Genomic DNA, 24656 nt, shown 5'->3' on the forward strand with positions numbered 1-24656 from the left:
GCACCAACCGCCACCGGCCAGGCGCCGGTTCGCTGGCGGGAGCCGATCACCGACGCGACGCTCGAACGCGCAACCACGGACGAGGCCAGCCGGGTGAGCCTTGAGCGAGCTCAGCGCGTCTGGGCCCTTAGCGGCAGACCCTGGCCCAGCGAATTCGCCCCAGTGGGTGAAGGCGCCTCGCCGGTTGACCGAACGGCCATCGAACGGTCCATACGCGCCGGGCTCACCGAGAGCTCCGGTGGGGTGGTTGCCGGAGTCGCGGTCGGTGTCTACGGCGGCGGCGTGACGCGCACGTGGGTGATCAAAGGCATGGCGGCCGGCGATTCCCTCGAGATGGCGGTGATCTTCGCCGACGGCACCGAGCGGAGCCTCAGCGAGGTCGACTTCGGTGAGCCACAGGGGATCTACCTTTACGCAGCTGTGGCCGGGGTGACCGCTGTGGGGGCGATGAATCACGGCGCGAATGATCGGTTGCCACCGTGGCATCCCTCGATCCGCTCGCTGGGGGTGATGTCCGTGGCCAATGACGGCACCCACCCCGAGGTGGCCCACTGGATTCACCGGACGCTGGGCGACCGCGCTACGCCTGAGGTCCTGGCGGCCACCGAAGCACACCTCTTTGCCACCGAGCGGGCCGACGCCGACGCTGTGCTGCAGAATCTGGTCGATCGGGAGGACTTCGGTGGCGCATTGCTCGCGCGGGTGCGGGTCGACGATTGGAACCGGTGGTTCGCCGACAGCTGGTTGATCGAACCCGGTCAGGATCGACCGCGGTTGCGAGAGCTCGCCGAGGACGGCGCGTTCTTCGCGTTCGCGGTCGACGACCGGGGGAACCCGTTACCCCTCGACGCCCTCACGTTGCCTGCGGACCACAGTGCGTCGGCAACCGTGGCCGGCGCGCGCGGCGATGAGCAGCAGGTGGTGATGCGGGGGCCGGTCACCGCCGACATGCTGCAGTGGGCGGCCGACACCAACCCCGCCAGCGCCAGGAATCTGGAGCGTGCCCAGTCATGGTGGCGGCTGACCGGGGCGCCGTGGCCGGTGGAGTTCGGTCCGGTCCACGGCAAGGAGGCGATCAGCCGCTTCCTGGAGAGCGGAGGGCCGCGCGTCGCGAAAGAGACCACCGCCATCGTGGTGAGCATCGACGGGGACACCGTCGGCGCGTGGCTCGTCGGCGCACGGGTCGACGCCAACACGGTGGAGCCGCAGGTGTACTTCCCGGACGGCACCGCGCGCCCGCTGGCAGAAGTCGACATGGGGGAACCGCACCAGCTTTACATGTATGCGCACACCGGCGGCAAGACCAGCTGGGGTGGGGCCGAGTCCCAGCAGCCGCGCCCTGATCTGTTCACCGTCAACCCCGATTCGCCGGATGCGCCACCTCGCTATGGCGACGGTCTCTCGCTTGGGCTGCGCGATGTGCTCGCGTTCGGCAGCAACCGGGAAAGGGTCGAAGAGGCACTGGCCGCCGTGCACGGGGATCTTTCGGCCATCCGGGACAGCGACGCCTTCCGAGCCGACTTCGTGTCGGTGGACCCGAGCGCTGTTCACGAGGTTTTACGCGGCCTGGCGGAAGACTCCGCTGTCGCGGTCGTCGTGCGCGATTGGATCGACCATTGGAATCGCCGATACCTCGACGCGTGGGCCGTCACGTCGGAGGACATCGCCTCGGGCACATTGCCGCAGCTGCACGATCTCAGCCGGCCGGGCGGGTACTACCTGTACGCGGCAGACCACAGCGGGGAGCCCATTTCCATCGAACTGCTGAATCCGCCGCCGTACGGGCGGTCGTGGTCGGTCCCGTTGCGGCGGTTCCCGATCAGCGCCGAGATGGTGGATGCGGCCAACAAGCAGTTCGACCCCGCGCAGCGGACCACCACACCGAGGGAGTTCTCTCGCGTCAATCTCGAGCTCGTCAAACGGCAGTGGCAGGAGCCCGAGAGGGCGCAGCAGTCGTCGTGGCCTGCCCGGTTCGATCCGGTGTACGACCTGGACCGGATCGAATTCCTGCTGAACGGTCGGGAACGCTCGTCGTTCCTGCCGGAATTCCACTCGACCCGAGCCGTCGTGCTCAGTGTGACCGGTCAGACCCGCGCGTGGATCCTCACGCGCCATCCCTTCTCCCGGGGCATCGACGTGTTCTTCGCCGATGGCAGCGACGCACACGGGACCTCCCGCAAGGTTCAGCAGCTAGCGGACGTCGCCGAGATCGTCAATGCGAACGACCTCTACTGGTACGCCGAACGAGGCGGACGTACCCTTGCCGGATCGCTGGTGCCGGCCCATCCGGCATCGCTACAGCGGATCGGGACGTCGATCGATCTCGCGTGGGCGCTCGACCGTTCGTCGGGTGGCGACACGGCCACCTACCTTCTGAACCGCATTTCTCACGGTCCGGACGCGGTACCTTTCTACGACGATCACACGCTGGATTTCGTCACCAACAATCGCTACGCCCTGATCAAGGTTCTGGAGCACCTGGCCGACGAGGCTTTCCAACAGCGGACCGGTTTCGCTCTCGCGGTGATCGCTCGCGTCACCACCAACCCATGGGCGGCCAGCGCCGACGTGTTGACCATGACCCGTGGCGAGCCGGTGCCGAACCCGCACGATCTCGGCTCGGGCCGGTTCTATCTGTACGCGGTCGACTCCGAAGGGAACCAGATCCCCCGCGCGCTTCTCGTGCCACCACCTTCGTACGCCGACACCATCGCCGAACAGCCACCGGCGAGCGAGGGCGGGGCCCGATGACGCAGCCGGCTTCGTGTGCCACGGCGCACGAGTGAGCAAGGGCTTCACCGGACCCGGCACGTGGCGGCCCCGGACGGGGAGAACGAACCACGACGGGCCAGCTCGACGTGGTGAGAGATGGAGCCGCGCACGAGCGGCGACGGTGCATCGTCCGACACGGCCGCCCGGCCAGGTGCATGACGTCAGCCGCGGCGAACCCAGGTGCGTAGCGAGATCGCAGAAAGGCGGGCGAGCATGGCCGACGAACCGGTGAAGCGGGCCCGGGAATGGCTGGACCGCACCTACGGCGGGCTTGTCGTGGTGAGCGATCAGCCGTCGGTGGAGTCCACCTGGGCGACGTACTTCAGCTGTGCGTACGCCGATGCCAAGCCGGACGACAAGCTTCTTGCCGTCACGCTGGCGGTCCCGAAGGACGGCTCGGAGCCGTTCCCCTTGCCGAACGCTCGCCCGTTCGGCGACATCGAGGACATCGACGTCGTCAACTGGCGCTGGGGGCTCAACGCTCGCGGGAGCCTCGTCGCCGCGCATGCGGAGCTGAGCAACCGGCCGGCTTCTGCGCTGGGGTGGCGCCCGGAGGACGAGGCGCCCGGCTGGTGGCAGCGGCTGCTCGACCAGCACTTCCCGGACGCCGAAGTCGCTACCTGCGCGACGTGGGACGAGGTGCGGTCCGCCGTCCTGGACGGCGGACCGGACACCCGCGGTGTGGTGTGGCTGCGCAGGCGGTTCGCCGGCATGGACTTCACTGGGCATCTGCTGTACGCCTGCTACGACAACGGCGAGGCGATGCTGCTCGATCCGCAGCTCGGGGACATCGCGCTGGTCGACGACGACGTGGTCGACAGCCTGGTGCTGGCCCGCTTCACCGGCAAGGAACCGTTGTGGGCGGAGCCGGTGATGCCCACCCTGGTGTCCGCGCCCGACCTGGAGTCGGCGGTGCGGAAAGCGGAAAGCTGGCTCACCGTCCACTACGGCGACGCGATGCAACTGGTCGATCCGCACGAAGACGACGAGATGGAGCGGGGCTGGTTGTTCGCCTGCGCGACGAAGCGGTACCTGGACAGCGGCGACTGGCGGCACCAGACGCTGCACGCCGCGGTGGTGGTCCCCAAGGAACCCGGTGAGGAGCCGTTCGGCCTGCCGCTGGACGACCCGTGGGGCTGGGTGCACGCGTGGGACCACGGTGTGGAGAACCTGCGGGAACCGCCGCCACCGGACCCTGCGGAGCTGCACTGGCTCGAAGAACTGGCCATGGACCTCGACGTCCCGTACGAGGCGAGCACCCACCACAGCTGGGACGACGTGCTCGAGGAGATTGCCGAGCTACCGGCGGGACAGCGCGTGGTGGTGTGGGCGCGGCGGCGGGATCACCGCGACCGGGAAACCGTGGGCAACGTGTTCATCGGGTTCGTCGACGAGGACGGGGAGGCGTTGCTGCTCGATGCCGAAACCGGCGAACCGATGAACGAGCCGGAGCCGCTGGCCGTGCATGTAATCAGATTCGACCTTCCGGCGCCGACCGACGAGAACGAGCAGGAAGACGCGAACGAGGCAGGACAGGACGCCGAGAACGAGACGGACACGGCGCAGGACCGGACGGAAGGCGCACCGAAGGTCGAAACGGCCGCGTGAAGGCGACCCGGGTGGGCGGTGCCCTCCGCCGCACGGTCCGGCCCCGGCAGCGGAGCCCGGGCAGTGGCGCAGCGGCCGATGACCAGGACGGAGAGGAGGCCGATGTCGCTGCCGAGGTCGCTCACCAAGAGCCTCCGCAAGGGGTATGCCGCCACCCGGATCGGGCACACGCTGGTGGTCCACGCCGATGCGCAGGTCAGCACGGGTGTCCGGGTGCTCGCCGAGTCGCTGCCCCCGGACCCGACGGCCGACGTGGTCGTGGCGGACATCCCGCTGCGCTCGCCGACGCAGGTGTGGCGGCGGTTCGCCAGCGCGGTGCCCCGCAGCCCCCGTCCGATGCGGATCGTTCCTGGGCAGGAGCCGTTCGAGGCTTCCGGTGAGCTCTGGCCGTGGCTGGCCAACGAAGTCGGCCGGGTGGTCATCGCGCCGTGCGGGAAGGTGCACTACGGCCGCGGCTGGCTGTTCGTGCACGCCGACGCGCGAAGCGGCTGGGTCGCCTTCCCACCCGGCGGACAGCCGATGTGGGACGGCAAACGGTTTCCGCGGCCCGTGTGGGACACGATGGAACTCGCCCAGGGCAGGCTGGTCGGTCCGCGCTGCGTGGCGGAACCGGTGCCGGCCGGGGCCTGGGTGCGGCCGGACGTCGACGAGCGTTTGCTGGCCGCGTCACGCGCGATGCTGACCGGCATGGTGCCGTGCCTGCCGCAGTCTCCGACGATCATGCTCGGCGCCGCTGGCCTGCCCGGTATCCAGCTGACGGACGTCGTCGGCTACTGGAGCACGTTGCCGCGGCCGATCGCGACCGCGGCGCGGTTCGTGCGCTGCGGGGCGGTGGACCAGGTCGGCGACGAATTCTTCGGGCGGACCCTCGCCGAGGCGTTGGGCACGGAGATCACCTGTTACACCGGCATTCCCGCGGGGTCGCCGGTGGCCTTGGACGTGATCACGCTCCGGCCCGACGGCTCCCCCGGCTGGCGTCCTTTCGTCCAAGTCGTCACCCATCGCCCCGACGGGTCCGCGCCGCTGGTCAGGAAGTGGCGCGCGCCGCTGATGGGGGCCGTCCAGACCGGACCGGGGGTGTATTCGCTGGGGCCGGGAACCGTGGTGGAAGTGATCCAGGCCGGGCTGTGGATCCGCCCGGAGAACTTCGCGGCCGACCCGGCGGGCGTGCGCACCGTGCCCCTGAATCCCGAGCGTTGCCTGCTGGTCTACCAGGAAAGCGACGACGGCCCGGCCCATCTGCTGCGCGCCGTCGCCGAGCAGCTTGCCGAGCGGCTGGACGTGGCGACCCGGTCCGCGGCGCGGCTGGTGTCGAGCGCCGAGCTGGCCGACGGACGGCCAGGCCATCCGCTGGCCGAGGAGCCGGTGCAGACCGACGTCATGGCCCGACCGAGCGTTCCGCCGGAAGCCGCGGAGGCCTCCGGGCCGGATGCCGGCGACGGAACCGAGCTGCCGTGGTTGTCCCGCATGATCGACACCATTGCTCTCCCTCGTGTGGAGTGACTTGAGACAGGGCGTGCGTCATGACCACATCACCCGCTGACGAGACCCGGAAGACGTCGGGCAAGGCGACCAAGAAGACATCGAGCAGGGCGGCCGCTCGGCGTACCAGGCAATCGTCCGAGACCCAGGCGGATGCTCCGACGAAGAAGGCGTCGACGTCCCGGAAGTCGGCGGCGACCAAGAAGGCGGCGACCACCGCGAAACCGGCCGATGCCGAAGTGGCCACCTCGGCCACGAAGACGTCGGCAGCGAAGAAGCCGGCCGCCACGAAGAAGGCTGCGGGGCCCGCGACCACCAGGAAAGCCACCACCAGGAAGACGAGCAAGGCGAAGAAGGCCGCTGCGGTCGCGGCCGAGGACCACCAGGCCGAATCGACGAAGCAGCTGCAGACCGATGCCGCCGGTTCTGGCGCCGAGCAGCCTGCCACCCCTTCGGCCGGATCCGAGCAGCCGGGTGAAGCCTCGCCCGCCCCCGGTGGAAACGCGTCCGCGCAGTCCACCGCTGGCGAGGGCGGACAGGAGTTCGGCCCCGACGACGGGGTCATGTTCCTCATCGACAAGGCCTGGAGACCGACCGAGGAACAGCCCAAGCCGCCGTTGACCGCCGTCGTCGGCGCCTGGCGGGTGCGGCGGGGAGAGCCGTACGGCAAGTTCGAGCCCAACCCGATCTACCAGCCCTGCTCACCGGATTCCCCGCTCGACCCGGTCGACGACGCGCTGACCAGGCTGCAGCGAGGCGAAGCCAACCCCGACGAGTTGGTCAGAGCTTTGGCCAACACGCTGGTCGGTATCGCCGTGGACGACAGCGGTGTCGCGGTTGTCCGGCGCGCCCCGGACGGTGTGCCGTCGGTGCTGATCGCGTCGTCGTACCGCGTCCGGGACACCATCGACGTGCCGAACTGGCGGGACGTGACGATCGAGGAGCTGATCGAGGCGATGCCGGACAGCGGGATCGACCTGCTGCTCAACCCTGGGGCGAAGGCGTCCATGCGGGTCAGCTGGGGTGCGATCAAATCGGCGCTGGCCACCGCGCAGGCATGAGCAACCGTCGTCGAGCAGCAGTGTGTCGCCCGGCCTGCCGAGCGACGGTGCGGCACGGGTGAGCAAGCGACTCGACGACAGGACGCTGCGTACATCCCCCGCCGCTGGCCGGGCACGGCCATCGCAACCCGGTGACGTGAGCGGCTGCGCCAGGTCGTCCGCGCCGTGCTCCGAGGTGGCACGGCCGGTCGCCGGGGTAGCTGAAGCCGCCGCGCATGGCTCGTTGCCCAAGCTGGCTTGTTCCGGTTCGACGACCGGGCGCATGCGCGGCTGGCGATCGATCGTCAACCCGCAGCGTGAATCTTCTGCCCGCGCGTACACCTGTGCCGGTCTCGTGCGTCTACCTAGGTGAGTAGCCTCTCCATGTCGAAGGCCAGGTCGGAGGACGCCAGTGATCAGGGTGATGTTCGCGGACGACGAGGAAATCGTCCGCTCGAGTTTGCGCACGATGCTGTCCGGTGCCGAGGACATGGAGGTCGTCGGCGAGGCAGCCGATGGACGATCGGCGGTGGAGGTCGCTCGTCGGCACCATCCGGACGTCGCGCTGCTGGACATCAAGATGGCAGGCGAGGAAGACGGCCTGGAGGCGTTGCACGGCATCCTCGCGCTGGCCGAGCCGCCCGCGGTGGCCATGCTGACTACGTTCGACATCGACAGCTACGTCTCCCGTGCGTTGAGCGCCGGGGCACAAGGGTTCCTGCTCAAGGACATCCGCCCCGCCCAGCTGGCGCAGGCGGTTCGTGACCTGGCGCGCGGCGGTGCGGTGCTCGACCCCGGCGTGGCGGCGCGGATCATCCGTGCACAGCGTGACGAGCAGCGTGCCGCGGCCCCGGCGCGTGAGCTGCTGGCGTCGCTGTCGGAGCGGGAACGCGAAGTGGTCACCCTGATCGCCAAGGGAATGTCCAATTCCGAGATCGGGTCGACGTTGTTCCTCTCCGAGGCCACGGTGAAGGGCTACGTGTCGTCGGTGCTGGCCAAGATCGGCGCAGCCAACCGGGTGCAGGCGGCGCTGCTGGCCTATCGGGGCGGCCTGCTCGACGACTGATGCTCCTGGCGCTCGAGCTGATCGGCGTGGTGGCCTTCGCCGCGTCCGGCGCTCTTGCGGCCGTCCACGCCCGGCTCGACTTGTTCGGTGTCGCCGTGCTGGCCACGACCACCGGACTCGGCGGCGGGATCATGCGTGACGTGCTGCTCGGGATCCATCCGCCGATGACGTTGCGGACGTGGCAGTTCCTGACCGTCTGTGCGGTGACCGCGCTGGTGGTGTTCTTCTTCCATCCGCAGGTCGCCCGGCTCCGGCGGCCCGTGCTGGTCGCCGACGCGGTCGGGCTCGGTGTCTTCGCGACGTCGGGCACGGCGATCGCCCTCGATGCCCAAGCCCCCGTCTACACGGCGTGTTTGATCGGGATGACCACCGGGATCGGCGGTGGTGCGGCGCGCGACTTGTTGTTGCGGGAGATCCCGGTGGTGCTGCGGCGGGAGATCTACGCGCTCGCTGCCTTGGTCGGCGCCGTGGTGGTCGGCGTGGGGCACGCGCTGCAGCTTCCGCAAGGGCCGGTCACGGTCGTCGCCGCCGCGCTGGTGATCGCAGTCCGGCTGCTGGCGCTGTGGCGGAAATGGCACGCACCGGTACCACGGAAGCCCGACTGACCCCGCCGTTCTCAGCGGAGGCTCAGCCTGGGGAGTAAGACTGTGCGCATGCGCATTCTTGTCGTCGACGACGACCGGGCGGTGCGGGAGTCGCTGCGCCGATCACTGGAGTTCAACGGCTATTCCGTCGACCTGGCCAGCGACGGTGCCCAGGCACTCGAGGCCATCGAGGCCAACCGGCCGGACGCCATGGTGCTCGACGTGATGATGCCGCGCGTGGACGGGCTCGAAGTGGCTCGCAGGCTGCGCAGCAGGGGAGACGACCTGCCGATCCTGGTGCTGACCGCGCGGGACGCGGTGTCGGACCGGGTGGCCGGGTTGGACGCGGGAGCCGACGACTACCTGCCCAAGCCGTTCGCGTTGGAGGAGCTGCTTGCCCGGTTGCGCGCGCTGTTGCGCCGTGCGTCTGCCGAGCCGGCGGGTGGTGGGCAGGCATCCGTGCTGCAGTTCGCCGACCTCACGTTGAATCCGGCGACCAGGGAGGTGACCCGCGGGGAGCGGAGCATCAGCCTCACGCGTACCGAGTTCGCGCTGCTCGAGCTGCTGATGACATACCCGAAGCACGTGCTGACGCGGAGCCGGATCCTGGAAGAGGTGTGGGGCTACGACTTCCCGACGTCCGGCAACGCCCTCGAGGTCTACATCGGATACCTGCGACGTAAGACGGAGGCCGGTGGCGAGCCCCGCTTGATCCACACCGTGCGCGGTGTCGGGTACGTGCTGCGGGAGACCCCTCCGTGACCCGACCTGCTCCCGGGAGCACCTGGGTGACCGAGTCCGACGGTGGCGGAGGGGACGTCGACCCCGGTCCGGCGCGCTGGCGGATGTCGCTGCGCAAGCGGGTGTCGCTGCTGGCCGCCAGCTGTGTGGCGGTCACGGTCGCGTTGGTCTCGCTCGGCGCCTACTTCACCATGCGGGCGAATCTGTACGAGACGCTGGACGAGCAGCTGATCGAACGCGCGCAGAACGCCGTGCAGGCGCCGCCGGTGACCAACCGCGTGGAGCAGATTCCCGCGGCTTTCCTGGCCTCGACCGACATCGAGATCGGTGTGCTGTCGTTGTCCGCGACCGGGGTGGCGCAGATGCGCAACCCGGTCGGCCACGCTCCGCCGTGGGGAGAGCCGGAGCTGCGGGTGGCCACCGGTGACAGCTCGTTCTCGCTGCGGACCGAGCCGAAATCGAACTCGCGCGTGATCGCGCTGCCGTCCGGCCCGGGTGAGGCGATGGTGCTGGCTCAGCCGCTCGAGCCGACCCAGAACATCCTGCGCAGGCTGGCCGTCGTGTTGTTCGTCATCGGCGGTGCGGGTGTCGTGGTCGCCGCCGGTGCGGGCACCGCGGTGGCCAGGGGGAGCCTGCGGCCGGTGGAGAACCTGACGGCGGCGACCGAGCGGGTGTCGGCCACCGGCGACCTGCGGCCGATTCCGGTTTCCGGTGACGACGAGCTGGCCCGTCTGACGTTCAGCTTCAACCGGATGCTGGCCGCGGTGGCCGACGCCCAGGAAAAGCAGCGCCAACTGGTCGCCGACGCCGGGCACGAACTGCGCACCCCGTTGACGTCCATGCGGACCAACTTGGAGCTGCTCCTGGCGGCCGACAAGCCCGGTGCCCGGCGGCTGTCCGACCAGGACCGCGCGGAGATCGCGCGTGACATCACCGGGCAGCTCGACGAGATCACGCAGTTGATCGGCGATCTGTCGCTGCTGGCTCGCGGTGACGCTCCGCCCCCGGAGCCGGATCAGGTCGACATGGTCGACGTCGTCGAGCGTGCGCTGGAACGTGCTCGCCGGCGGGCCGGAAGTGTGGAATTCGACGTGTCGCTGCAGCCGTGGACACTGTACGGGGACTCCACCGAGCTGGAGCGTGCGGTGTTGAACCTGCTGGACAACGCGGTGAAGTTCTCGCCGGAGGGCGGTACGGTCGAGGTGCGGCTGCGTCCGCTCGGCGACGGCACCGCGGTGGTGGAGGTCGCCGACGAAGGACCGGGCATCGCTGACGAGGACATTCCCCACGTCTTCGACCGGTTCTACCGCTCGGTGAGTGCCCGCGGGCTGCCCGGTTCCGGCCTGGGTCTGGCCATCGTCAAGCAGGCCGCGTTGCGGCACGGCGGCACCGTGTACGCCGGCCGGTCGGCTCGTGGCGGCGCGTTGCTCACCATCCGGCTGCCGGGCGAGCCCGGCTAGTCTTGAAGTGAGCCCACAGGGTGGCCTCAGCCCCTTCTCAGGACCGCAGCGCACGGTGGAGACATGCAGCACAACGACGAGCCGACGTCAGCGAACCGGGTGTGGTCGATCGAGGAAATGCAGCGGGCGGCCCACCATGCCGGGACACCGACGTATCCACCGATGGGATACCCCCAGGCGCCGTCCGGAGAGCGCAAGCGGCGCGGCGGGTTGATCGCCGGGGTGGCGGTGCTGTCGTTGCTGGTCGGCGCCGGGGCAGGCGGGGTGAGCGGGTACCTCGCGGCCGAGCGTGTCGACCCCGGGCCGACGATCAACGCGCTGGAGCAGGAGCGGCCGGCGCGGCAGACGGGCAGCGCGCCCAAGGGCAGTATCGAGGCGGTCGCCGAGAAGGTCTCGCCCAGCGTGGTGCAGCTGGAGGTCAGCGGTCCCGGGTCGGTCGGGGAGGGCTCCGGTTTCATCCTGACCGACGACGGCTACATCATGACCAACAACCACGTGGTCGAGGCCGCCGCCGAAGGGCGGGGTCATATCCGGGTGGTGTTCCACGACGGCCAGGACGCCAAGGCGTCGGTGGTCGGGCGCAACCCGACCACCGACATCGCGGTGGTCAAAGCCGAGGGTGTGAAGGGGTTGCAGCCGGTCGAGCTGGGCAGGTCGGACGATCTGCGGGTCGGCCAGACCGTGGTGGCCATCGGCTCCCCGTACGATCTGTCCGGAACGGTGACGGCGGGCATCATCAGCGCGCTGAACCGTCCGGTGACCGCGGGAGGCCGTGGTGACCAGGCGACCGCGATGGACGCGATCCAGACCGACGCGGCCATCAACCCGGGGAACTCCGGCGGCCCGCTGGTGGACATGAACGGCCGGGTGATCGGCATCAACTCGGCCATCTACAGCCCGTCGAGCTCCAGCGACGGGGGCCGGGTCGGCAACATCGGCATCGGCTTCGCCATCCCGATCGACCAGGCGCGCCGCACCGCGGACGAGATCATCGAGACCGGTAAGGCGACGCAGACCTACATCGGCACGATGGTCGGCGACGCCCCGAACGGCGGGGCGCAGATCGTCCGCGTGCTGCAGGACTCCCCGGCGGCGAAGGCTGGGCTCAAGGAGGGCGACGTGGTGGTGAAGATCGGTGACCGCCGGGTCGAGGACGCCGACGAGCTGGTGGCCGCGGTGCGGACCCGGGCGCCAGGGGAGAAGGTCGTCCTGACCTTGCAGAGCGGCCGCACGGTCGAGGTCACGCTGGGGGCCGAGCCCGTGCCGGGCAACTGACGACACCGGACGCAACGTCCAGAGTGCGTACCGGACGCAAGCGACCTGCACCGATCGCCTTCCTTCCGCCGAACCCTGGTAACGAGCGCGGGGAGCCACGGATGGCGGTGCTGGGCGGCGGGCGGAGGCCGACACGGATCGCGTCGGGAGAACCTCACTGCGCGTGGCGGCTCGGCCACCGACTAACGTAACGGCCATGGAACGCAGTGCGGCGCAACGGTTGGGGAGAGCGTTGGTCGTCGTCGTCGACGATCGAGTCGCCAACGGCGAGGTCGAGGACACCACGGGTCCGCTGGTCACCGAGCTGTTGAAGGAGGTCGGCTTCATCGTCGACGGCACGGTCAGCGTCCCCGGCGACACGGTCTCCATCCGCAATGCCTTGAACACCGCGGTGATCGGCGGGGCGGACCTGGTGATCACGGTCGGTGGCACCGGTGTGTCGCCGCGCGACGTGACGCCGGAGGCGACCCAGGGCGTGCTCGACCAGACCATCCCGGGCATCGCCGAGGCACTGCGTTCCTCCGGGCTGTCGGCGGGTGCGGTGGATGCCGGCATCTCCCGGGGCCTGGTCGGTATCTCGGGCAGCACGCTGGTGGTCAACCTGGCGGGCTCCCGGGCTGCGGTGCGTGACGGCATGGCCACGCTGGCCTCGCTCGTGCCGCACGTCATCTCCGAATTGTCCGGCGCCCTCGAGCCCGAGCCCTGATCCCGGCTGGAGGTAATGCTGATCTCGGCTGGTGGCAGGCTGCGCTGGGGTAATGCTGCTCCCGGTCGGCGGCAACGCTCCCCCGCCGGATCTGTCGGCCGGGCGTGCCATGATGGCACCATGTCCGAGCTCGACCGGGACCACGGCGACACCGGTGGTGAGCAGCGCGATCCCGCGCGGCCTGCCGCGGATCACCTCGGCAGCGGTTCCGGGGCGGGTCAGTCCGGCATCGCTCCTGCGTCGGATCAGTCCGCCACCGGTCCTGAGTCGGATCAGTCCGGTACCGGCGCGGCGGAGCCACCCCGCAAGCAGAGCGCTCGGCGGGCGGCCGTCTCCGCTCGGCGGATCCACGAGGTGTTCGGCGATGTCCTCCCGGAGACCACCTCCGACGAGCGGGATTTCTCGCCGCGGGAGGGTGACCGGGACGAGTGGTATTTGGCCAATCGCCCACCGCACCACTGACCAATCGCCCCTGCACCACCAGCCAATCGCCCGCCGCGTCACTGAGCTTCGGGCATGGCCACACTGCGGCGTCCATTGCCTCACCGGCATTGGCCCAGGGGCGCGCCGAGGCCGCTCATTCCCGGGCACGCCGCCTCTCGCAGGTGTTCGCCGAGATTGGCTATGTCCCACGGGGAGGCCTCGGCACTCGCGTTCGTTCAGAAGCAGGCTGCTTCCCTCAGCAGCTGGCCACTTCGCTCAGTAACCGGCGGTTTCGCTCGGCATCCGGACGCTCTGTTCAGCAATGGAGTCGCTTCGCTTACGGGTTGGTTGCCTCGCTCAGTAGTTGGTGGTTTCGCTCAGCACCCGGACGCCGGATCGACGAAACGTCGGCCGATCTCCGGAATGTGTCTCGTCGTGACGTGCGTGCCGGCCGTCGATGGTCGCTGGCGGCCGTCCGCGGCGGCGAAGGACACCCGTGAACCCATCCGGGCGCGGTGAGCCGTTGGCAAGCTCATGGAGTTGCCTGCGCGCCGAGCGCCATGCGGGGTCGAGCGCCCAGGTATGCCCTGCCCGTCCAGCGTCACCCTCAGCCGGGGCGCCGCACCACGGCCTCGCAACAGGCTCGGCGCCCCGGCGTCACCTCGCTCTGTCAGTGGTTGGCCTGAGCTTTCAGCAAGTCCCTGATCTCGATCAGCAGTTCGTTGTCGCTCGGCGGCTCCTCCTGCTGCGGGATGCCGCGGCGTGCCTTGATCCGCGCCTGGATCTTGTTGAACGGCAGCACGACCAGGAAGTACACCACCGCCGCGGTCAGCAGGAACGTCACCGCACCGTTGATCACTGCGCCGAAGTCCAGCACGGACTTCGGGTTTCCGTCGACCAGCTGAATCGCCAGGCCCACGTTGCTGCTGCCACCGAAGGAGGCGATCAGCGGGTTGATGATGCTGTTGGTGAAGATCGTCACGAGGTCGACGAACGCGGTTCCCACGACGACCGCGACCGCGAGTTCAACGATGTTCCCCCGCATGATGAACTCTTTGAACCCCTTGAGCATGACGTGCCCTCCTTGACTGCTCCTGCGAGCGGCCCTTCCGTCCCGCCTGTCACTCGTTCGTGTGATGGATGCCACAGCGACAGGGGCTAACGAAGCGTAACGGTCACCGGTCGACTCAGCGACACGGCTGCCACCCGGTTCGCCCTCGCAGTGGGCAATTCCAGGAGCACCAGGCGCGCATCGTGCTCGCCGGGCCCGGCATCTCCACTTTCGGTCACAGCCACGACGCTCGCGCCGCTGGCGAGCGTGCGGACACCCTCCTCGGAATCAGTCACCGTGACGACGTCGACGAGGGCACCTGGCCTCAACAACGCCGCGACGGCGCCATCGGCAAGCCGAATCGGCACAGTCGCCGTGTCCCCGGCGCCGGACGTGGTGCTCTGCACCCGGCTGACGAGCCGCGCGTCGGTCAGTGGTTCTCCGCGCCGGGCAGGGCCGGACAGCATCCTGCCGACGGCGGCTTCGGGCCTGGTCAGTACGCCGTCAGGAAGTGCGCTGCGCGGCAGCCGCACGACACGCAGGTCGGGAGGCTCGAGCTTGCGCCACGGGGCGACGTCGCGACTTGTCACGACGGCCGGGGAGCGTGGCTCACCCGCACTGGACGCAGGCCGGACAGCCAGCACCGCTGCCGCTGCCATCAGCAGCACCGCGAGGACGCGACGGACGCCGGTGGCCGTCAGGATTCCTCGGCCGATGTGACGGCGGGGCCGAGGACGGCGGGAAAGCCACGGAACAAGGGAGCGAAGCACACGGGCGATGTCAGGCATGCCTCGAACGCTACGGTTCGCAGCGTGCGCCTCCCACCTGCCGCAACGCCGCCTGTGGACAACTCGGCCCTTGTGGACAACTTGCCGCTCCGGGCACGTGGGCAGGCGAAATCGTCGGACTCGCGTGCGATGGTCAGGATGTCTCGGCGGATCCGACGACGGTGATCACGAATGGCCGGGTGGATCCGAGCGCGCTCAGGACGCCTTGGCGGTCGCGCTCGAGCTGGACGAGGAGCTGGACGACGAACTCGACTTGTCGCCGGAACCGTTGGAGCTGGACGAGCCGTTCGAGCTGGACGCAGCGCGGGAGTCGGTGCGGTAGAAGCCGCTGCCCTTGAAGATCACGCCGACCGAGCCGAACAGTTTGCGCAGCGGACCGGAACACTCCGGGCACTCGGTCAAGCTCGCGTCGCTGAACGACTGGACCGCCTCGAACCGGTGGTCACATTCCTTGCAGGCGTACTGATAGGTGGGCACCGAAGACTCCTCATCGGCAGAGTTCTGGCACTCGAGCGGCTCGAGTGCCAATCCCATTGTGCGGCATGCGTTTTCCGGCTGGCAAACAGGTCTAGCTCACACGCAGTCGAGCAGGGGCACCGGTGCCCATGCCTGCGTCGGCACAGGGGCCACGTCGGGCTCCGCCGGCTGCCGGGCAGAAGCCGTGGCAGACGGCAGGTCGACATCGACGCCGAGGCCTGGGCTGGGAGAGGGCCGATGTCGGCGCAGACGCGCATGATCAGCGGATCACGGTGTCCTCAACGGGATCGGCGCGAAGGCCGCAGTCATCGGTGAGTCTCGGAGCCGCGGGCGGCGGTGTCTGCCGGGGACTTTGTGTCCGGCGCATGGGCCCGTCACTGCGGGCGCGGGAGCTGTCCACCGCAGTCTCCTGTCCGGACTGCTCGGCGCCGAGACCCGATGTCAACGGTGGGTCGCTGGACCCCGACCGTGCCGACGTCGCGGATGTCCGACAGCACCCCCCAGCCGCTGTCGGTCGCGGTCTGCTGTCTGGACTGGGTACTCGGCGCGAGATGCGACCTCAACACTGGTTTGCCGAGTTGTCGGCCGCGGTGCTCGCGCAGGACTTGGCAACGGCGCACGGTGCCAGCCGATCACTGCCGCCACGATCGGCGAGGACGACGAGCCCGACCAGTCGTACCAGTCTCACAGCCGTCGATAGCCCGCACGCGGCGTAAGCACCGATGTCAACCGTGCGTCGTGCGGCTCGTCAGGCAGATACGGCACGAACTCGTCGTCCCGCACCACCCCGACCAAATCCGCGTCGGGGTCCACCAGCGGCAGGCTCCGGTCGTAGTACCCGGCTCCACGCCCGAGGCGGACGCCACGGCTGTCCACGGCCAGCGCGGGCACGAAGATCACCCCCGCCTCGGCGATCGTCTCCGGCGGCAACCGGTCGCCGGCAGGTTCCAGCAACCCGGGCAGCGGACCCTCCGCCAGGCTGTCGTGCCCCTCGTACACCGTCCACAACAAGGGGGCACGCTTCTTCGGCACCACTGGCAGCAGCACCCGTACACCGAGATCGCGCAGCCCGTCGACCAGATCGAGCGAGCCCGGTTCGGTGTCGAACGGCACGTAACAGGCCACCGTGCCCGTGCCGTGCCCCGCCGCGACGTCGACGACGGCCGTGGCCAGTTGCTCGGCCTCGCGTTGGTGTTCCTCGGCCGACAGGGCTTTCCGTGCGGAGAGCACATGAGCGCGCCAGTCGTCCTTGCCCCACGCGCGCTGCGCGCCACGGGCCGGTTCGTTCCCGGACACGATCACCACCTCACGTTAGGCTCATGACCATGACGGCCAGCGCTGAGCACCAGACGTTCACCACCGCCATCGTGCCCGCAGCCGGCCTGGGCACACGCTTCCTCCCCACGACCAAATCGGTCCCCAAAGAGCTGCTGCCGGTCGTGGACACCCCGGCGATCGAGCTGGTCGCCGACGAAGCCAGGCAAGCAGGTGCCGAGCGTCTGGTCATCGTCACCTCCCCGGCGAAACAGTCCATCGCCGCCTACTTCCGGCCCGCACCGGAATTGGAACGGTCACTGGAGGAGAAAGGCAAGACCGGCCAACTGGCCAAGATCCGCCGGGCCCCGGAACTGCTCGAGGTCGAAGTCGCCATCCAGGAACAGGCACTCGGCCTCGGCCACGCGGTGGCGTGCGCCGAGCCGAACCTCGGGCCGGAGGACGACGTGGTGGCCGTACTGCTGCCGGACGACCTCGTGCTGCCCCACGGGATCCTGGAGCGGATGGCCAAGGTACGCGCCGAGCACGGCGGCAGCGTCCTGTGTGCTTTCGACATCCCGAAGGAGGAAATCTCCGCCTACGGAGTCTTCGACGTCAGCGACACCGACGACGCCGACGTCAAGCGGGTCCACGGCATGGTGGAGAAGCCGCCTGCCGAGCAAGCCCCCTCGACGTTCGCCGCGGCCGGCCGTTACCTGCTCGACCGGGCGATCTTCGACGCGCTGCGCCGGATCGAGCCGGGCGCCGGGGGCGAGCTCCAGCTCACCGACGCGGTGGCGCTGTTGATCCAGGAAGGGCATCCGGTGCACGTGGTGGTGCACCGCGGTGACCGTCACGACTTGGGCAACCCCGGCGGCTTCCTGCGTGCCGCGGTCGACTTCGCCCTGCAGGATCCGGACTATGGGCCGGAACTGCGCGCCTGGTTGACGGACAGAATCGCACGACCATGACCACACCCGAGCAGCAGCACGACGACCACGTCGGAGCCGACATCGCGGCGACGGCGGTGTCCGACGCGGTCGAGCAGCCCACACCGGACGACGACTACCGGTCGGTGGACGACCAGCTCGCCAGGGTACTGGCCGCCGCGGTCCGGCCACGCCCCGTGCGGGTGGCGATCTCGGAATCACAGGGTCTGCTGTGCGCGGAGGAAGTGGTCGCCCAGCAGGCGCTCCCCGGCTTCGACCAGGCCGCGGTCGACGGCTACGCGGTGCGCAGCGTCGACGTGCGCGAAGCGACGGAGGAGAACCCGATCGAGATGCCGGTGGTCGGGGAGATCCACGCCGGCTCGCTCCAGCCGCGCCGCCTCCAGCCCGGACAGGCCGTCCGCGTGGCTGCCGGGGCACCCCTGCCGACGCTGGCGGACGCGGTCGTCCCGCTGAAGTACACCAACAACCACCCGGCGCGGGTGCAGATCCACCGAAGCGTGCCGTCCGCGGCCTATCTGCGGCGGATGGGTGAGGACGTGCAGATCGGCGACGTCGCCGTCCGCAAGGGCGACATCATCGGCGCCGCTCAGGTCGGCCTGCTGGCCGCCGTGGGACGCTCCAAGGTCCTGGTCTACCCCCGGCCCAGGGTGTCGATCATCTCCGTCGGCGACGAGCTGGTCGACGTCGACCGCACCCCCACGGTGGGCCAGGTCTACGACGTGAACTCCTACGCCCTGGCCGCCGCCGCGCGGGACGCAGGCGCGGAGGTCAGCCGGGTCGGCATCGTCTCCACCGAGCCGAGCAGGCTGCGCGAGATCGTCGAGGGGCGTCTGCTGATGTCGGAGATCGTGGTCATCGCGGGCGGTGCCGGTGGCAGCGCCGGGGAGGACGTGTGCGCCGCGCTGTCCGACTTCGGGCACATCGAACAGACCCGCGTGGCCATGCACCCCGGCTCGACCCAGGGATTCGGCAGGCTCGGGCCGGACGCCGTGCCGACGTTCCTGCTGCCCAGCAACCCGATGAGCGCGCTGGTGGTCTTCGAGGTGTTCGTGCGCCCGTTGATCAAGGCTGCGCGTGGTTCCCGCTACCCACACCGGCGGGTGGTCACCGCTCGCCTGTTGTCGCCGGTGACGTCCGTCCAGGGCCGCCGCGGCTACCTGCGCGGGCAACTGCTGCGCGACGAGAGCAACGGCGAGTACCTGGTGCAGCCGCTCGGCCTGTCGGGCACGAACCTGCTGTCGTCGCTTGCCGAGGCGAATTGCTTGATCACGGTGGGTGAATTGCAGACCGAGATCACCGCGGGCGAAGAAGTGCAGGTCGCCTTCCTGGCGCAGCGCGGCTAACGTGCGGCTCATGTCTCGGCCGCAGCAGCTCACCGGCGTGGTCGCGCAGCCGGAAGGGAAGCACCCCGGCTGGCCGGCGCAGCTCGGGCCGCTGCGGGTGCGCGCCGGGGTCGTCGCGTTACGCCCGGTTCGGCTGCGGGACGGCAGGGCATGGCGGCGGATCCGCCTCCGCGACCGTGACTATCTGGAACGCTGGGAGCCCTCGGCGCCCGGCACATGGCCGGAACGGCACAGCGGATTGGCCTGGCATGCGCAGTGGGCCGGACTGCGCACGCTGGCCCGGCGCGGCGTCTGTTTGCCCTTCGCGATCACCGTCGACGGGGCCTTCGCCGGGCAGGTGACCATCGGCAACATCGTGCGAGGGGCGTTGCAGTCGGCATGGATCGGCTACTGGGTGGACTCGGAGCAGGCGTCGCAGGGCGTCGCCACTGCCGCCGTAGCGCTCGCAGTCGACCACGCCTTCGGCGAGGCCGGTCTGCACCGTCTGGAGGCGACGGTGCGTCCGGACAACGCCGCGAGCCTGCGTGTGCTGGCCAAGCACGGCTTCCGCAAAGAGGGCATGTTCGAGCGGTACTTGCACGTCGACGGCGATTGGCGCGACCACCTGTGCTTCGCGCTCACCGCGGAGGAGACGGGTAAGGGTTTGGTCGCCCGCCTGCTGGCGTCCGGCGGCGCCGAGCGCGCCTGATCCGAAGATCCCACGAGATGCCCCGATCCGGTGACGACTTTCCGTGACCGATTACGGCGAGCCTCCAAGCGATCTGTTACTGGTGTGACTAGCGTGACGAGAACATGGAGTAGTGCAGCGGGGAGCCGAGATGCCCAGCTCGTTGATCATCGTCGCGCTTGCGGTGGCGTGGCTTGTCGTGCTCGTACCGATGGTCGTCCGCAAACGCCAGGAAATCGCCGAGACAGGCGAGGACGCGCTGGCATCCCGCGTGGTGCGCGCCGGCAGCGACCACGACGAGGAGGGCACGACCGAGCCCACCGAGCGCGATGAGGACCACCACGAAGAGCACGACGAGGACGCCGAGGCCGACGGCCGTCGCTCCGAGGCCGACGACCGGGGCGAGTTCGGTGATGAGCGTCTCACTCGGGCGGATGTCATGGCGCACGACTACTCCGTCGACGACTACGAAGAGCCACTGCCGCGCCCGCAGCGGCGCTACCGGCCCGGCCGGGGCGGGTTCGACCCGCACGCCGCGGAGCTGGCCGCGCGGGCGAAGTACGCCTTCCGGCAGCGGGTCGTGCTGACCCTGCTGCTGATCACCGCGCTGTCGGCGATCGTGGCGGCCGTGCTGTTCGCCCCGCTGTGGTGGCTGACCGGCACTTCCGGCACGCTGCTGGCCGGCTACCTGGTCTACCTGCGCAGGCAGGTGCGGATCGAGAACGAGATCCGGCAGCGCAGGATGGCCCGGCTGGCCGGGCAACGCTCGGCGAAGCGCCGTCGCCTGCGGGAAGAGGAGCTCGACCGCATCTACGACCGCAGATTCGAGCGCGACCTGCGGGCCGAGTACCACGAGGAAAGCGCGGAGTACCACGAGGACTACGACGACCACTACGCCGACGACTACGAAGTGGCGGACGAGCACGTGGCGCCCGCACGTCCGCAGCGGCGGCCGCGCCCCGAGCCGCGCGAGATCCCGCGCAACGCGGTGGTGGTCGACGTCTACGACGAGGACCCGGCGTTCCACGAGCTGGCCGAGCCGGACGAGCGCCCGTTCTACCGCCGTGCGGTGGGAGAGTAACCCCTGCTGCACGGGGTGATCGAGCGGCTTGCTATGCTCATCGCGCCGCAAGGGGCTGTAGCGCAGTTGGTAGCGCGCCTCGTTCGCATCGAGGAGGTCAGGGGTTCGATTCCCCTCAGCTCCACCAACCGAAGGAAGCCGTTTCCGCAGGTCGAGCGGAAGCGGCTTTCGTCGTTTCTCGGCAGGTTCGGCAGCGACGGCGGTGCCACGTCCTCTCGTCCTCCTTTGCGCGTCACCGCGACCATGGCGAGCGGAGCGACCACTGCCAGCCGAACACGCTGCTCAGCGACCATCCAGCCAGAGGAACGGCGGACGGGTGTGTGCAGCAGGGGCCGTCTCGAATCGGCGCGGCCCGCTTGGCCCTGGGGTACGACAGTGGCGTGAACAAGGGACGCCCCGGATGGCCACCGCGCCACGCTGAGGCTTCCGCGGCCGTGGCCGCCACGCGCCGACGCCGTGATGAGCCAGGACGACATCCGGCCGGGCGGCCACGCCCCGAGTTGCCAAGCCGCTTGTCATGCAGCCGTCGGCGCAAGTGCGCCGGCGGTCGTCACATGCGCTCGGGAGCGCTGATGCCGAGCAGACCGAGCCCGTGGTGCAGCGTCCGCGCGGTCAGCCGGCAGAGCGCCAGCCGGTTGCTCCGCACCGGCTCCTCGGCGTTGAGCACCGGGCAGGCCTCGTAGAAGGCGGTGAAGTCGCGTGCCAGGTCGTAGAGGTAGCCGCACAGCTTGTGCGGTTCCAGGCTCTCGGCGACCGCGGCAAGCGTCGCCCCGTAGTCGTCCAGCTCGAGCGCCAGCGCCCGCTCCGCCGGATGCAGTTCCACCGCCGGGTCGATCGTGGTCTCGGGGTCGCCTGCTTTCCGCAGAATCGAGCGGATGCGAGTGTGCGCGTACTGCAGGTAGACCCCGGTGTTGCCGGTGAACGACACCATGCGGTCGACGTCGAAGACGTAGTCCTTGATCCGTGATGTCGACAAATCGGCGTACTTGACCGCGCCGATCCCGGCCTGCTCGGCGATCCGGTCCAGCTCCTCGGCGGGCAGCTCCGGATTCTTCTCGTGCACGACCTGGCGCGCCCGGGCCACCGCGTCGTCGAGCAGATCCATCAACCGCACCGTGCCGCCGGAACGCGTCTTGAACGGGCGGCCGTCCCGGCCGAGCACCGTGCCGTACGGCACGTGGGTGGCCTCGATGTCGTCGGTCAGCCACCCGGCGCGCCGCGCGGCTTCGAAAATCAGCTGGAAGTGCAGCGCCTGCCGGTAGTCGGTGACGTACAGCAGCCGGTCGGCCTTCAGCTGCTGGATCCGGTAGCGGATGGTCGCCAGGTCCGTGGTGTCGTAGCCGTAGCCGCCGTCGCGCTTGCGCACCATCAACGGCGCGGGCTTGCCGTCCGGCCCGGTCACCTCGTCGGAGAAGATCACCAGCGCGCCGTCGTCCTCCACGGCGATCCCGGCATCGGTGAGCTCGGCGACCACGTCGGCGAGCATCGGGTTGTAGAACGACTCGCCGACCGAGTCCTCCGGGGTGAGCAGCACCCCCAGCCGGTCGTAGATCTCTCGGAACGCCTTCTCGGACTCGGCGACGATCTCCTTCCAGCGCGCGACCGTGTCCGGGTCGCCGGACTGCAGCGCGACCACCCGCTTGCGGGACCGCTCGGCGAACTCGGGGTCGGCGTCGAAAGCCGCCCGGGCGGCCCGATACAGCTCGTCGAGCGCGGAGACAGCCGAGGTGCCCGCCGCCAGTTCGTCGTGGTGCCACGCGGCGTCCGGGTGCTCGTCGAGGTACTAGAGGAAGGAAACCGAGCCCCCGCGCCAGACTGTCGCCGATGATCGTGGTGCGCAGGTGACCGACGTGCATCTCCTTGGCGATGTTCGGTGCGGAGTAGTCGATCACGATGCGCTGCCCCGCGGTGGGCGTGCCGACGCCGAGGCGGGGACTGGCCAGCCGAGCGGCGACCTGGCCCCAGATCAGCTGGTCGGGCACCGTGATGTTGAGAAAGCCGGGACCGGAGACCTCGACACGCTCGACCCGCTCCCCGGCCATCGCCGAGGTGAGCGTGTGGGCGAGGTCGGTCGGTTTGCTGCGGGCGCGTTTGGCCAGCGCGAGCGCCGCGTTCGACTGGAAGTCGGCGTGCTCGCTTCGGCGCACCAACGGATCGGCCCCGGCCAGCTCGGGGTAGGCATGCGCGATCGCTTGCGACACGCTGTCGGCGACCTGGCCGAGCAGCGGCCGGACTTCGTGGTTCGACTCGCGATGGGACACGGAATCAAGCCCTCCTTCGAGGCCTTCAGTGTCCCAGGCGCCGTTGTGCTCGCCGAACCGCGGTGCCCGTCGAGACGCCGAATGCAGCGGCCGCGGCTTGCCGGCGCGGCGTGCTGAACCCACCGGTCCGCTCCCCGCGTGAGGGGAATGACCGCTGTCGCCGGCAAAGGTGGGAGACCGCGGGCGACGGCCGCTCGCTGCCGCTTTCGGCTGCACCCGAGAGCTCGACCAGGTGGTAACCGGCGCGTCCGGTTGTGGTGGCACAGCCGGTGCCACCATGGTTGCTCGTCGAGCCCACCATGATCGGTGCCTGCCGTGCCGGTCCTCGCCGAATCCGAGAGAAGAAGACGGAATGCCTCACGACCCATCAGCTGACCGTGCTCGCGACGTAGCGCTTCCGGCGCGCAGCGCACCCGGCAGGGCCTCTGTGCCGTTCGTGCTTTTCCTGCTCGGTTTTCTCGTCTTGTATCTGCTGGCTGTCTGCACCCCGATCGGGCAGCGCATCGAGAACGCCGTGTTGTCGAGCGAGAACGGGAGCAAGCCGGCCTGGATACACGAGTTCTCGGGTGCCTATTCCGCTACCGGGCCGACGCTTCCCCCGCTGGGTGAGCTCGCGCTGCCGACAGCGGCGGTGGGGCTGCTCGTGCTTGTGCTGCTCACCCTGGTGCGGCGGTGCTGGTGGCAGGGAGCGGCCGCGGTCTGTGTCGCGGGTGCCGCGATCGGGGCCGCCGAAGTGCTCGGACAAGTTCTGCCCCGGCCGGATCTGGTGAACGCACCGGTTTACTTCGTCGAGCCGAGTTTCCCCAGCGGTCATGCCGCGGTGGCGTCCGCGCTGGTTGTGGCGGCCTTGTTCGCCGTGCCGGAACGACTGCGGCCGTGGCTTCTGGTAGTCGGGGCGGCTTGGCTGGCCATGGTCGCCGGCGCCGTGCAAGCCACCCTCCACCATCGGCCCAGCGACGTGGTGGGCTCCACCCTGCTGGTGTGCATCGCGTACCGGCTCGCGCTGTGGCTGCGGCCCACCGTGGCGCCGACGTTCGCTGCTCGTCCCGCCACCGTGGCGGCGGCATCCGCGTGTGCTGTCGTCGGCGCGGTGATAGGTGGCTCGCGGTCGGACTCCTTGGGGCAGTCGGCGGTCTTCGCCGCGGTCGCGGTCGGGTGCGCGGCACTGGCATGGCTCGCGGTGAAGGACCAGGTGGTGTCGCGGGCACAATCCGACTAGGTGGCATCCGGCACGCTCCGGCAGCGCACCACGGCGCCGGCCGCCCGGCATCGGGGCGGTGGCCGCGGTCGGGCGTGGCACGCCCGACCGCGTCGCGCACCCAGCGCTGTGCGGTGACTGGCTGGTTCACCCCAGCGCTGTGCGGTGACTGCCAGGTTCTGGATCACCTCGGCGCCAGGCGGTGACGGTCCAGTTCACTCCAGCGCTGTGAGCCGGCCCGGTCACCTCCTCGGAGAAGATCACCAGCGCGCCGTCGTCCTCCACCGCGATCCCGGCATCGGTGAGCTCGGCGACCACGTCCGCGAGCATCGGCTTGTAGAACGACTCGCCGACCGAGTCCTCCGGGGTGAGCAGCACCCCCAGCCGGTCGTAGATCTCTCGGAACGCCTTCTCGGACTCGGCGACGAT

At 69.7% G+C, this 24656-nt stretch carries 22 protein-coding genes, 1 tRNA gene and 1 pseudogene (1 of these 24 cut by a window edge); 17 read left to right on the forward strand and 7 right to left on the reverse strand.

The window, feature by feature from the left end; translation table 11 throughout:
* The 11 genes from YWY_RS24110 to YWY_RS21420 form a co-directional block, all read left to right on the forward strand.
* A protein-coding gene (locus tag YWY_RS24110) for a WXG100-like domain-containing protein (RefSeq protein ID WP_156899194.1) crosses the window boundary here: on the forward strand, positions 1 to 2751 show its end. The gene continues 25053 nt to the left of window position 1, outside the view; only the last 2751 of its 27804 coding nucleotides appear in the window; its start codon lies off the left edge, out of view; it ends in the stop codon at positions 2749 to 2751.
* 234 nt (positions 2752 to 2985) lie between these two features.
* Positions 2986 to 4380 carry a YrhB domain-containing protein gene (locus YWY_RS21410; RefSeq protein WP_051310142.1) on the forward strand — a complete coding sequence of 465 codons (1395 nt, stop codon included), beginning with the start codon at positions 2986 to 2988 and terminating at the stop codon, positions 4378 to 4380.
* Positions 4381 to 4482: 102 nt separating this feature from the next.
* The gene (locus tag YWY_RS0110405) at positions 4483 to 5883 is read left to right on the forward strand and encodes a hypothetical protein (RefSeq protein WP_028847544.1); all 1401 of its coding nucleotides are present in this window, start codon (positions 4483 to 4485) and stop codon (positions 5881 to 5883) included.
* Between the two features lie 20 nt (positions 5884 to 5903).
* Entirely contained in the window at positions 5904 to 6923 is a 1020-nt protein-coding gene (locus YWY_RS23260) for a type VII secretion system-associated protein (protein ID WP_051310143.1), read from the forward strand.
* A 391-nt stretch (positions 6924 to 7314) separates the two neighbouring features.
* Positions 7315 to 7968, forward strand: coding sequence for a response regulator (locus YWY_RS0110415; protein ID WP_028847545.1), 654 nt, complete (start codon positions 7315 to 7317; stop codon positions 7966 to 7968).
* Positions 7965 to 8573 carry a trimeric intracellular cation channel family protein gene (locus YWY_RS0110420; protein WP_028847546.1) on the forward strand — a complete coding sequence of 203 codons (609 nt, stop codon included), beginning with the start codon at positions 7965 to 7967 and terminating at the stop codon, positions 8571 to 8573. The genes YWY_RS0110415 and YWY_RS0110420 overlap by 4 nt, the downstream gene beginning before the upstream one ends.
* Before the next feature lie 48 nt (positions 8574 to 8621).
* Positions 8622 to 9314, forward strand: coding sequence for a response regulator transcription factor (locus YWY_RS0110425; protein ID WP_028847547.1), 693 nt, complete (start codon positions 8622 to 8624; stop codon positions 9312 to 9314).
* A gap of 83 nt (positions 9315 to 9397) precedes the next feature.
* Positions 9398 to 10753, forward strand: coding sequence for a sensor histidine kinase (locus tag YWY_RS0110430; protein WP_051310243.1), 1356 nt, complete (start codon positions 9398 to 9400; stop codon positions 10751 to 10753).
* A gap of 162 nt (positions 10754 to 10915) precedes the next feature.
* Entirely contained in the window at positions 10916 to 12028 is a 1113-nt protein-coding gene (locus YWY_RS0110435) for a S1C family serine protease (protein WP_051310244.1), read from the forward strand.
* Positions 12029 to 12224: 196 nt separating this feature from the next.
* Positions 12225 to 12734, forward strand: a complete 510-nt coding sequence (locus YWY_RS0110440) for a MogA/MoaB family molybdenum cofactor biosynthesis protein (RefSeq protein ID WP_028847550.1) — start codon at positions 12225 to 12227, stop codon at positions 12732 to 12734.
* Between the two features lie 120 nt (positions 12735 to 12854).
* Entirely contained in the window at positions 12855 to 13196 is a 342-nt protein-coding gene (locus YWY_RS21420; RefSeq protein ID WP_038044998.1) for a hypothetical protein, read from the forward strand.
* Positions 13197 to 13827: 631 nt separating this feature from the next.
* On the opposite strand, the gene mscL is transcribed toward YWY_RS21420, so the two are convergent.
* The 4 genes from mscL to YWY_RS0110470 all read right to left on the reverse strand — a co-directional run bounded on the left by mscL (position 13828) and on the right by YWY_RS0110470 (position 16769).
* The gene (gene mscL / locus YWY_RS0110450) at positions 13828 to 14229 is read right to left on the reverse strand and encodes a large conductance mechanosensitive channel protein MscL (RefSeq protein ID WP_028847551.1); all 402 of its coding nucleotides are present in this window, start codon (positions 14227 to 14229) and stop codon (positions 13828 to 13830) included.
* Between the two features lie 86 nt (positions 14230 to 14315).
* The gene (locus YWY_RS23725; RefSeq protein ID WP_084609182.1) at positions 14316 to 14996 is read right to left on the reverse strand and encodes an SAF domain-containing protein; all 681 of its coding nucleotides are present in this window, start codon (positions 14994 to 14996) and stop codon (positions 14316 to 14318) included.
* Positions 14997 to 15191: 195 nt separating this feature from the next.
* Entirely contained in the window at positions 15192 to 15473 is a 282-nt protein-coding gene (locus YWY_RS21425; RefSeq protein WP_038044999.1) for an FmdB family zinc ribbon protein, read from the reverse strand.
* A 684-nt stretch (positions 15474 to 16157) separates the two neighbouring features.
* A complete protein-coding gene (locus YWY_RS0110470) occupies positions 16158 to 16769 on the reverse strand; it encodes a 5-formyltetrahydrofolate cyclo-ligase (RefSeq protein ID WP_084609267.1) in 612 nt (203 codons plus the stop codon).
* A gap of 29 nt (positions 16770 to 16798) precedes the next feature.
* On the opposite strand from YWY_RS0110470, the gene YWY_RS0110475 reads away from it, so the two are divergent.
* The 5 genes from YWY_RS0110475 to YWY_RS0110495 all read left to right on the forward strand — a co-directional run bounded on the left by YWY_RS0110475 (position 16799) and on the right by YWY_RS0110495 (position 20895).
* Positions 16799 to 17698 carry a UTP--glucose-1-phosphate uridylyltransferase gene (locus YWY_RS0110475; protein ID WP_028847555.1) on the forward strand — a complete coding sequence of 300 codons (900 nt, stop codon included), beginning with the start codon at positions 16799 to 16801 and terminating at the stop codon, positions 17696 to 17698.
* Entirely contained in the window at positions 17695 to 19020 is a 1326-nt protein-coding gene (gene glp, locus YWY_RS0110480; protein WP_084609184.1) for a molybdotransferase-like divisome protein Glp, read from the forward strand. Before YWY_RS0110475 ends, glp begins: the two co-directional genes overlap by 4 nt.
* A 10-nt stretch (positions 19021 to 19030) precedes the next feature.
* Entirely contained in the window at positions 19031 to 19708 is a 678-nt protein-coding gene (locus YWY_RS0110485; RefSeq protein ID WP_051310145.1) for a GNAT family N-acetyltransferase, read from the forward strand.
* A 130-nt stretch (positions 19709 to 19838) separates the two neighbouring features.
* Complete coding sequence (gene sepX / locus YWY_RS0110490; RefSeq protein WP_028847558.1) at positions 19839 to 20768, forward strand: divisome protein SepX/GlpR; 930 nt, start codon at positions 19839 to 19841, stop codon at positions 20766 to 20768.
* A 51-nt stretch (positions 20769 to 20819) separates the two neighbouring features.
* Positions 20820 to 20895 (forward strand) — tRNA-Ala (locus tag YWY_RS0110495).
* Positions 20896 to 21318: 423 nt separating this feature from the next.
* Here the strand turns inward: YWY_RS0110495 and argS (YWY_RS24780) are convergent.
* Together argS (YWY_RS24780) and YWY_RS24785 are read right to left on the reverse strand one after the other, a co-directional pair.
* Positions 21319 to 22509 carry an arginine--tRNA ligase gene (gene argS / locus YWY_RS24780; protein ID WP_342665119.1) on the reverse strand — a complete coding sequence of 397 codons (1191 nt, stop codon included), beginning with the start codon at positions 22507 to 22509 and terminating at the stop codon, positions 21319 to 21321.
* Positions 22510 to 22615: 106 nt separating this feature from the next.
* Positions 22616 to 23308, reverse strand: a pseudogene (locus YWY_RS24785) (hypothetical protein); the annotation flags it as partial.
* 148 nt (positions 23309 to 23456) lie between these two features.
* Here YWY_RS24785 and YWY_RS21435 point away from each other — a divergent pair.
* Positions 23457 to 24248, forward strand: a complete 792-nt coding sequence (locus YWY_RS21435) for a phosphatase PAP2 family protein (protein ID WP_156899195.1) — start codon at positions 23457 to 23459, stop codon at positions 24246 to 24248.
* Positions 24249 to 24374: 126 nt separating this feature from the next.
* Here YWY_RS21435 and argS (YWY_RS0110510) read toward each other — a convergent pair.
* The coding region (argS, locus tag YWY_RS0110510) for an arginine--tRNA ligase domain-containing protein (protein WP_028847559.1) at positions 24375 to 24656 on the reverse strand (282 nt) is incomplete at its 5' end.

The sequence above is a fragment of the Thermocrispum agreste DSM 44070 genome (assembly GCF_000427905.1).
In the GTDB taxonomy this organism is placed as follows: domain Bacteria; phylum Actinomycetota; class Actinomycetes; order Mycobacteriales; family Pseudonocardiaceae; genus Thermocrispum; species Thermocrispum agreste.